Source organism: Amycolatopsis sp. NPDC039088 (genome assembly GCF_055598845.1).
Genome location: NZ_JBVKAE010000018.1, coordinates 140,930 through 150,284, shown reverse-complemented (window position 1 = coordinate 150,284; position 9,355 = coordinate 140,930). Strand labels below are relative to the sequence as shown.

The window sequence follows — 9,355 nt, the reverse complement described above, 5'->3', positions numbered from 1 at the left end:
CCTCGGGGAACGTTGCCGTTAACCCTTCCCGGCGTCCTTGATCGTCGTGATGCGGTGATACGTGCCGTCGCGATAGGCGAGGACCACCGGGTCCTTGACCTCGGGGGCCGCGACAGCCTGCCAGCCCGAGCGGCCGGTGCCGTTCATGAACTGGGAGATGTCGTCGCGCGGGAGCCCGACCGTGCCCCCGCCGACGACCTTGCCCGCGCCGTCGGTGATGAGGATGCACTGGGCCTGTTCGCCGCCGATGAGGGCCCAGCCGTTGATCTGCTTGTCGCCGGTGACGGGCGCGGTGTCGACGGCACCGGCGGTGTCCTTGGTGCCGTAGCCGGGGCCCTTGAGTTCGACGGCCTTGGAGAGGTCGACGGTTGTTCCGAGTTCCGGTCCGCCCGCGCCGCACCCCAGGGTGAAGTCGGGGGTGAACGGGTAGATGCCCATCGTCCGCTCCTGCTCGAGGAAGTCGGGATAGGCGAACATCTTGCTCATCACGCTGCCCGCGTTCACCTGCATTGCCACGCCGAGGACCGGCTGGTACGCGTACCGGTAGCGGGTCGCGCCCGCGGCGGTGTTCCCGATCGCGTAGACGCAGAGGGCCATGACGAGCGCCAGCGGGATCGCCTTGAGCCGCAGTGCCCGCGGCCCGCGGGTCACCAGCAGCACGAGTACCGCGCAGACACCGAGCAGCCCGATTCCGACGTAGCGGGACGACATGCCTTCGGTGGCGTTGTAGCCGCCTCGGCTGACGCCGATCATCGCGCCGTTCAACGTCACTTGGGCGGCGAGGCCGAACCAGCCCGCGACGGCCGCGACCGGTGCCGGACCGTCGAGGGTTCCGGTGAAGTTCTCGGTTTTGGTCGCGAGCCGCTGCTTCACGGCTGTCGCGGCGAGGACACCGAAGAGGCCGACGGTCAGCGCGCCCGCGAGGAACGCGAGATCCGGTGACTTGGTGGACCAGGACTGGCCGATGGTGCTGGTCATGGCGCCGAGGTAGGTGTCGGCGCCGACGACGTTCGGCTTCTGGTAGCTCGGCGGCCATGGCGCGATGCGCCAGAGGATGAAGACGACGAGCCCGAGCCCGAGCGGCAGCGCGGTCTTGAGCCGGCTCTCACCGCGGAGCCAGAGGACGAGCGCGAGGACGATCCAGACCGGGAACGCCACGCCGTGCCCGAGGCTGCCCAGGAAGGCGAAGAGGAAAGCCGGAATGAGCTTGCCGTGGTGCGCGAAGGCGATCGCGATGACGGCGGGGGCGAGGCCGAGGAGCCACTGGACGCCCATCATGCCGTCGCCGAAGTACTCGACAGTGCCTGCGGAGAACACCAGGCCGGAGAGTCCGGCGACGACACCGGCTCGGCGCAGGCCAGTGAGCGTGCGGGGCAGCATGCTCCACAGTGCGGCGAACATGCCGGCGGCGAGGATGACGCTGAGGAAGCCGAGCGGCGGCTGGGTTCCGGCGAACAGCTTCGCGTCCAGCCAGAAGACGAGGCCGACCAGCACGATCGGGTGCTCGTGGTAGAGGTGAAACAGCTGGGCGACGTCGAGGTTGCCGTTCTTGTCGGCGACGAGGCCGAGGACGACCCAGTAATCCGCGTGGTTGATCTTGGGGGCGCGGACGACCTCGGCGATCGACAGCACGATCGGTACGGCGGTCAGTGCCCACAGGGCCCAATAGGGGAGGCGATCGAGCAGTCCGCGCTTCGCGGGCTTGCCCGGTTCAGGCGTTTCCCGCTCGGTTTCCATGGTCGCGACGGGGCCGCCGTCGCGCGCGCTCTCACTCATCCGTGCTTCCCCACCCTCGAAGATCCGGTCCACAAAGTACCGAACTCCCAGGTAGACGCCATCGGCGGCGTAGCGACATATGCGCAAATACGAATTACTACGGTCGTGTGACTCTGCTCACCGGACCTGTAGCACGTAGTAACCAAAAGGATCAGGAAGAACCGCTGCGAACTTGGAAGATCTCGCGCCCAATACCCACCCACAAGGGTGAGTTACAGGAACCGCGGGGTCCGGGGGCTCGGCCCCCGGAAATTATGGCGAGCAGGCCATGGTCCAGGTTTCCCCTGGACACAGCACTCCCACCTACGAGCGGATGACGGGATTCGAACCCGCGACCCTCACCTTGGCAAGGTGATGCGCTACCAGCTGCGCTACATCCGCATGTCACTTCGTGCTTCAACACTCGTTTGAAGCAGTGGAACAACCATACACCGACCGTCTGTAGCCGTTTGCACCCACCCCGACAGGTGCTTCGGTGTCACACCTGGCGTACAAGGGGTGACGACGGCTGCATACCTCCGTATGGTGTCCCCATTCGACCGAATGGTGAGTCCTTCGGGGAGGAGGTGCCTGGCCGGATGACCGAGCAGGGCACGGTGCCGCTTCAGGCGGCCTCGGAATCCGACGAGCAGGCATTGCTCCAGCGGCTCCGCGATGGGGAGGACGCCGCCTTCGGGGAGCTTTTCGAACTACACGCCGCCGCGGTGCGGCGATTGGCGCGCAGTCTCGCCTCCGATCGGTCGGAGGCGGAGGACATCACGGCCGAGACCTTCTTCCGGGTGCTTCAGGCGCTGCGCCGGGGCGCGGGGCCACGCGACTACGTCCGGGCGTATCTGCTGACGGTGGCTCGCCGGGTCTCGTGGGAGTGGCACGGCGCGCGCCGTGACGTGCCGGTGAGCGACGACGAGCTGACCTTCCGGGCCGGGGCGGGGGCGGACACGAACGCCCGCACGGCCGAGCATTCGCTGATCACGACGGCGTTCACGAGTTTGCCCGAGCGCTGGCGTTCGGTGTTGTGGCAGACCGAGGTCGAGGGCGAGCAGCCTTCGATGGTCGCGCCGCATTTCGGCTTGAGCGCGAACGCGACGGCGGCGTTGGCCCGCCGGGCGCGGCAGGGGTTGCGGGCGGCGTATCTGCAGGCGCATCTGTCGGTGAACCGCGGGCCGGATTCGTGCCGGGCGGTGGTGGAGAAGCTCGGCGGGTTCACCGCGGGCAGTGTCACCGGCGCCGAGGCGCGCCGGATCAAGACCCATCTGATCGCGTGCCAGTCCTGCCGTGCCACGCACGACGAGCTGCGTGACGTCTGCTCTTCGCTGCGGGCGCACGCCGGTGTGGTGGCGCTGCTGGTCCCGGGCGCGGCCGGTCTCTACGCGGGCGGGTCGTCCGGGGCGTTGTCCGGATTCGCCGCTTCGGTGAAGGGGCTTCTGCTCGGGTCGAAGGTGAAGGTCGGCATGGCGGTGGCGTCGACGGCCGCCGCGGGCGCGGTCGGGATCGTCGCCGGTCCGGCCGTGTTCGGTACCGACGTGACTCACACCATCGGGTTGTCCGGGGGTGGGCTGCCGGAGCTGGCGCTGCTGCCGCCGGCGCAGGTCGCGCCGCCCGGTCAGCAGCAGCCGGTGCAGATTCCGCCGCAGCGGATCGCCGAAGACCAGCTTCACGGCAAGGGTGCCCAGCCGATCCAGACCGGGTTAGGGCCGAAGGCCGAACTCGGCGTGGCGGACGTGCCGAGCCTGCCTGGCGCGGGTGACACCTCGCGGAAGGAACTCGGCGGCGACGGCGGCGACGTCGTGCAGCCTCCCGCCGCGCGGTATCCGTTGCCGGAGGAGACCGCGCCGCGCAACGAAGAGGTCCCGGAAAGCGGCTCGAACCAGACCACCTCGAAGCGGGACGACATCCCGCCGCAGGAATCGCTCACCCCCACTGAGGAGTCGGTGAGCCCGACGACGACGCCACGGGACTCCACGGAGCCTTCGGAGCCGAACAAGCCGGAATCGACGACTGACCCGGAAGGGTCTACTTCGCCGGTTACCGGCACTCCGGAGAGCTCGACCGAGGAGCCGTCCGGCGAGCCGTCGGAGGACGAGGAGAGCCCGGTGAAGCCGACTTCCCACTATCCGGAACCGGGCGTCGACTACCCGACGTGCCCGTAACGCCCGAGAGGGACGGATAGCCTTCGAACTCTCGCGAATCCTCCCGTGATCACGGTACGGTGGAGGTCGCTCACGACGAGCGAGCGGCCGCGCGGGAGGCGACTGAATGAACCGGCTGGTGCACGGCGAGGACGGCCGTGACTGGGTGGTCCGAGCCCAGATGGAATGGCGTGCTCCCGCGACTGCGGACGATTTCGAGCACGATGTGGCAGGCAGCTACGGCCCGGGGATCGCGATGATCGTGGTGACCGCGCTGCTCGCGATCGTGCTCATCATGTGGACACCGGCGGACGTGATGATCCCGTCCTGGGTGCCGCTGGCGCTGTTGCTGGTCGCGTTGTTCTTCCCGCTGCGGTGGATCCTGCGCCGCCCGTGGACCGTGGTCGCCGAAACCGAGGGTGATCTGGCGGGCGACCGGCCGTCCGAACGCTGGGTGGGCACCATCCGGGGCATGTTCACCGTGCGCGGTGAGGTCTCGAAGATCACCAAGACCATCCAACGGCACTCGCTGCCCGATTTCGACGGCCCGCTGCACCCGGTGGAGTAGTCGCGACGACCTGAACGCGCGAGACTGGGGTCATGCCCGAGCTACCCGAGGTCGAAGCGCTCGCTCACCACCTGCGTGAACACGCGGTGGGCAAGACGATCTTCCGTGTCGACGTGTCGTCCCTCAGCGTGCTGAAGACGGCGACACCGCCTTGGACCGAGTTGCACGGCCGCGAGGTCACCGGGGCGGGCCGGTTCGGCAAGCATCTCGACCTCGTCGCCGGGGACCTACATCTGGTCGTCCACCTGGCGAGGGCGGGCTGGCTGCGCTGGTCCGACGCGTTGTCGCCGACGCCGCTGAAACCCGGCAAGGGGCCGATCTCGCTGCGGGTCCACCTCGACGCGGCCGCGGGGCCGGGCTTCGACCTCACCGAGGCCGGTACGAAGAAGGGGCTCGCCGTCTGGATCGTGCGCGATCCGGAGAAAGAGGTCGCCAGTATCGCGCGGCTCGGGCCGGACGCGTTGTCGCTGGACCGGACGGGACTCGAGAAGCTGTTCGCGGGACGCACCGAACGGCTGAAGACGGCGCTGACCGATCAGTCGCTGATCGCCGGGATCGGCAACGCCTACTCCGACGAGATCATGCACATGGCGAAGCTTTCCCCTTACGCCACAACCGGAAAGCTGTCCGAAGGGGCGCTCGACGGGCTTTCGGAGGCGATCCGCGAAGTGCTGACCAGCGCCGTGACGCGGTCGGTCGGCCAGTCCGCCGCCCGGCTCAAGGGGGAGAAACGCTCCGGGCTGCGGGTGCACGCGCGGACCGGGCTGCCGTGTCCGGTCTGCGGCGACACGATCCGCGAGATCTCGTTCGCGGACAAGTCGTTCCAGTACTGCCCGACCTGCCAGACCGGCGGGAAGCCGCTGGCCGACCGGCGGATGTCGCGCCTGCTCAAGTGACTCCCCGGCCTTGGGTAGGGTCGGCCCCACCCTCAGTTGTCACAACTCAACGGAAAGTGGGGAGCAGGCCTTGCACCCGGTTGGTCGAGCGCAGAGCATGGACGCCGTGTCCGGGCTCGATATCGCGCAGATCATCCCTTGGGGTGTCGCGGCGCTGCTCGCGATCCTCGTGGTCGTCCTGCTGATCAAGCTGCGGCGTCCCGCGAGCATCGTGGAGAACGCGGTGCTGCAGGCCGTCCACCGGATGTCGAAGGCCACGCCGGACCTCCGCGAGGGGCTCGACGAGCAGGTCGCCGACAAGATCACCAGTCAACTGCTGGAGATGCTCGACTGCGTCGCTGTCGGCATCACCGACAGCGAAGGCACGCTGCTGTCCTGGGACGGCGAGGCCAACGACCACTACGTCGACCTGGTCGACGCCATCGGCAACGCGATCCGCAAGCACCGCCGCGAGGTCGTCGCGCACGACAAGATGCCGTGCAACCACCGCGGCACCTGCCGGATGCGGACGGCGGTGATCGTGCCGCTGATCGTCGAAGGCGAGACCGAGGCCGCGTTGATCGTCGTCGGACGCACGCGCGGGCGGCTGGTGCAGATGGCCGACGCGGTCGCGCAGTTCGTCTGCACCCAGTTCGAGCTGGCGCGCCTCGACGAATCGAAGAACCAGCTCCAGCAGGCGGAGATCAAGGCGCTGCGCGCGCAGATCTCACCGCACTTCGTCTACAACGCGCTCAACACGATCTCGTCGCTGATCCGGACGGACCCGGAGGAAGCGCGAGAGCTGCTTCAGGACTTCGCCGACTTCACGCGCTACTCGTTCAGGACGTCAGGCATGTTCACTTCGCTCGCCGAGGAACTGCGGAACATCGACCGGTACCTGACCATCGAGAACGCCCGTTTCGGCGGACGGCTCGAGGTGCGGATGAAGATCGCGCCCGAGGTGCTGTCGGTGGTCGTGCCGTTCCTGATCATCCAGCCACTGGTGGAAAACGCCGTCAAACACGGCCTCGCGTCGAAGCCGTCGGGCGGCTGCGTCACGGTGATCGCCGAGGACTACGGCGCCGAAGCGCTGATCAGCGTCGAGGACGACGGCATCGGCATGGAGCCGGCCAAACTCGCGGACCTCCGCAGCCAGCACCGCACGGGCGCGCACGTCGGCCTCGGCAACATCAACCAGCGGATGCAGCAGGTGTTCGGCCGCGACTACGCGCTCATGGTGGAGACCGCGCCCGGCGCCGGCATGAAGGTGACCCTGCGGGTGCCGAAGTTCATGCCCGGTGTCCGGCCGAACCTGCCGGACTTCTCCGCCGACAGCGCCGCGGTCCCGCCGCAGGGCGGTCCGAACGAGGCCAGTGGGGTGAGCGGTTCGCGCAGCGGCGTGCTGCCGTCGTGAACGTCGGTAACCTGGCGGTATGAGCGTTGCGGACAAGCTGACCTCCCGTCTCCCGATGATCGGCGAACGGGGTGATCGCAAGGACGTCGTCGCCGTGGTGAAGCTGCACGGGGTGATCACGCCGACCCCGTCGCCGCTGGCCAGGGGCTCGATCAACCTCGCCGCCGTCGAATCGGCGCTGACCCGCGCGTTCGCGCACGACCGGCTGAAGGCCGTCGCGTTGCAGATCAACTCGCCGGGTGGCGCGCCGACGCAGTCGGGCTTGGTCGCGGAGCGGATCCGCCAGCTCGCCGACGAGAAGAACGTGCCCGTCCTCGCCTTCGCCGAGGACGTCGCCGCGTCCGGCGGATACTGGCTGGCCTGCGCCGCCGACGAGATCTACGCGCACCGGACGTCCATGGTCGGCTCCATCGGCGTGATCAGCGGCGGGTTCGGGTTCACCGGCCTGCTGGAGCGGTTCGGCATCGAACGGCGGCTGCACACCGCGGGCGCGAACAAGTCCCGGCTCGACCCGTTCAGCCCGGAGAAGCCGGAAGACGTCGAGTGGCTGAAGAAGATGCACGGCCAGCTCCACGAACTGTTCGTCGACTGGGTCACCGAGCGTCGCGGAGACCGGCTTTCCGGCTCCGAGGACCTGTTCACCGGTGACGTCTGGCTGGGTGCCCGCGCGGTCGAGCTCGGTCTCATCGATGGCGTCGGCAGCCTCCGCCAGGTGATCACCGAGCGGTACCCGGACGCCGAGATCTCGGTCGCCGAACCGAAGAAGGCGTTGCTGGCGCGGCTCGGCATCGGCGCTCCTGCCGCGGCGAGCGCGTTGCTGGACGCTGTTCAGCACAAGGCCGCTTGGAGCCGCTTCGGCCTCTGACCGCGTGCAATGAAAGGTCCTTTCCTTGCAAAATTTGCGAGGAAAGGACCTTTCCTTGCGTTCGGGGCAGGAGTGGATTCACCCGAACGGTGGTAGGCGTAGCTGGTCCAGACCGGGTGTCATATCGGACATACCGCTTTGTTGTGAGCGGCAACAAAACCTCGACAAAGGTGACGAGGAGGTCCGATGTCCGTTACGTCTCCCCGCCGGAGCCGCTGGAAGATCGCACTCGGCTCAGCGATCGGCGCGGCATTGATCACGGTCCCGCTCACGCTCCCCGCCGCGGCCGCCGTCCCGCCACCGCCCTCAGGCTGGACCACCGTTTTCACCGACGACTTCACCGGCGCCGCCGGCTCCCTCCCGTCGAGTGCGAACTGGATCATCGACACCGGCCACGGTTACCCCGGCGGCCCCGGCAACTGGGGCACCGGCGAGATCCAGAACTACACCGCGAACCCCGCCAACCTCGCTCAGGACGGCTCCGGGAACCTGCGGATCACCCCGCTGCGCGACGGCGCGGGCAACTGGACCTCGGCGCGGATCGAAACGCAGCGCACGAACTTCAAACCGCCGTCCGGCGGCGCGCTGCGCATCGAAGGCCGCATCCAGATGCCGAACGTCACCGGCGCCGCGGCACTCGGCTACTGGCCCGCGTTCTGGGCGCTCGGTTCGCCGTATCGCGGCAACTACTGGAACTGGCCCGCCATCGGCGAGTTCGACATCATGGAGAACGTCAACGGGATCAACACGGTCTGGGGCGTGCTGCACTGCGGCGTCAACCCCGGCGGCCCGTGCCGGGAGACCGACGGCCTCGTCGGCAGCCGGACCTGCCCCGGCGCGAGCTGCCAGAGCGCGTTCCACACTTACACGTTCGAATGGGACACGAGCGTCAGTCCCCACGTGTTCCGCTGGCTCGTGGACGGACAGCAGTTCCACTCGGTCAACCAGAACCAGGTCGACGCCACCACCTGGGCCAACATGACGAACCACGCCGGTTACTTCGTGCTGCTGAACGTCGCGATCGGCGGCGCGTTCCCGAACAACAACTCCGGCACCACGACCCCGGGGCCGGGAATCGTGCCAGGGCATCCGATGCTCGTCGACTACATCACCGTCCTGACCCGCGGCGGCGGGGGCACGACACCCACCCCGACGACAACGACGAGTAATCCCGGTGGTGGCAGCGCGTACAGCACGATCCAGGCGGAGTCCTACAGCCAGGCCGCCGGACTCGCCAAGCAGGCCACGTCCGACACCGGCGGCGGCCAGAACATCGGCCCGGCGGGAAACGGTGACTGGGCGCGGTACCCGGGCGTCGACTTCGGGACGCAGACCGCCAGGCAGTTCCAGGCGCGGGTCGCGTCCGGCGCGGCGGGCGGGGTGAGCGGTCTGGTCGAGGTCCGGCTCGACAGTCCTGCCAATGCGCCCGTCGGCAGCTTCGCCGTAGCCAACACCGGCGGCTGGCAGAGCTGGCGGACCGTACCGGCGAACATCAGCGGGATCACCGGGAAACACGACGTCTACCTGACCTTCACGAGCGGACAGCCGGCCGATTTCGTGAGCGTCAACTGGTTCACCTTCACCCCGTGAAGGAAGAGATGTGGCACGGCTAGGCGGTTCGTGCCACCGGAAAGATGACGGCACCGGCCACCCCAGGCGCGGGGGTGGCCGGTGCCGTCCTTTTCGTTCGACTTTCGGGCAGCGGGCTGGACACGGAACCCGGCAGTG

7 protein-coding genes and 1 tRNA gene are annotated in these 9,355 nt (G+C 68.3%); 6 read left to right on the top strand and 2 right to left on the bottom strand.

Annotation, left to right across the window (positions count from 1 at the left end; genetic code table 11):
* Positions 1 to 18: 18 nt before the first annotated feature.
* Together ACZ7KI_RS23625 and ACZ7KI_RS23620 are read right to left on the bottom strand one after the other, a co-directional pair.
* Entirely contained in the window at positions 19 to 1,776 is a 1,758-nt protein-coding gene (locus tag ACZ7KI_RS23625; RefSeq protein WP_470275255.1) for a hypothetical protein, read from the bottom strand.
* Positions 1,777 to 2,084: 308 nt separating this feature from the next.
* Positions 2,085 to 2,157, bottom strand: a tRNA-Gly gene (locus ACZ7KI_RS23620).
* A gap of 197 nt (positions 2,158 to 2,354) precedes the next feature.
* Here ACZ7KI_RS23620 and ACZ7KI_RS23615 point away from each other — a divergent pair.
* The 6 genes from ACZ7KI_RS23615 (at position 2,355) to ACZ7KI_RS23590 (ending at position 9,217) form a co-directional block, all read left to right on the top strand.
* Positions 2,355 to 3,926, top strand: a complete 1,572-nt coding sequence (locus tag ACZ7KI_RS23615; RefSeq protein WP_470275254.1) for a sigma-70 family RNA polymerase sigma factor — start codon at positions 2,355 to 2,357, stop codon at positions 3,924 to 3,926.
* Between the two features lie 106 nt (positions 3,927 to 4,032).
* Positions 4,033 to 4,473, top strand: a complete 441-nt coding sequence (locus ACZ7KI_RS23610) for a DUF983 domain-containing protein (protein ID WP_465500352.1) — start codon at positions 4,033 to 4,035, stop codon at positions 4,471 to 4,473.
* 32 nt (positions 4,474 to 4,505) lie between these two features.
* Complete coding sequence (locus ACZ7KI_RS23605; protein WP_465459544.1) at positions 4,506 to 5,369, top strand: Fpg/Nei family DNA glycosylase; 864 nt, start codon at positions 4,506 to 4,508, stop codon at positions 5,367 to 5,369.
* A gap of 97 nt (positions 5,370 to 5,466) precedes the next feature.
* A complete protein-coding gene (locus ACZ7KI_RS23600; protein WP_470275253.1) occupies positions 5,467 to 6,762 on the top strand; it encodes a histidine kinase in 1,296 nt (431 codons plus the stop codon).
* A gap of 19 nt (positions 6,763 to 6,781) precedes the next feature.
* On the top strand, positions 6,782 to 7,627 hold the full coding sequence (locus ACZ7KI_RS23595; RefSeq protein ID WP_470275252.1) for a S49 family peptidase: 846 nt from the start codon (positions 6,782 to 6,784) through the stop codon (positions 7,625 to 7,627).
* A 186-nt stretch (positions 7,628 to 7,813) separates the two neighbouring features.
* Positions 7,814 to 9,217 carry a carbohydrate-binding protein gene (locus ACZ7KI_RS23590; protein ID WP_470275251.1) on the top strand — a complete coding sequence of 468 codons (1,404 nt, stop codon included), beginning with the start codon at positions 7,814 to 7,816 and terminating at the stop codon, positions 9,215 to 9,217.
* The last annotated feature ends 138 nt before the right edge of the window (positions 9,218 to 9,355 follow it).

Bases quoted from the DNA above. Each gene is read 5' to 3' on its own strand.
- ACZ7KI_RS23625 (WP_470275255.1), bottom strand. From the start codon at position 1,776: ATGAGTGAGAGCGCGCGCGACGGCGGCCCCGTCGCGACCATGGAAACC.
- ACZ7KI_RS23615 (WP_470275254.1), top strand. From the start codon at position 2,355: ATGACCGAGCAGGGCACGGTGCCGCTTCAGGCGGCCTCGGAATCCGAC.
- ACZ7KI_RS23610 (WP_465500352.1), top strand. From the start codon at position 4,033: ATGAACCGGCTGGTGCACGGCGAGGACGGCCGTGACTGGGTGGTCCGA.
- ACZ7KI_RS23605 (WP_465459544.1), top strand. From the start codon at position 4,506: ATGCCCGAGCTACCCGAGGTCGAAGCGCTCGCTCACCACCTGCGTGAA.
- ACZ7KI_RS23600 (WP_470275253.1), top strand. From the start codon at position 5,467: ATGGACGCCGTGTCCGGGCTCGATATCGCGCAGATCATCCCTTGGGGT.
- ACZ7KI_RS23595 (WP_470275252.1), top strand. From the start codon at position 6,782: ATGAGCGTTGCGGACAAGCTGACCTCCCGTCTCCCGATGATCGGCGAA.
- ACZ7KI_RS23590 (WP_470275251.1), top strand. From the start codon at position 7,814: ATGTCCGTTACGTCTCCCCGCCGGAGCCGCTGGAAGATCGCACTCGGC.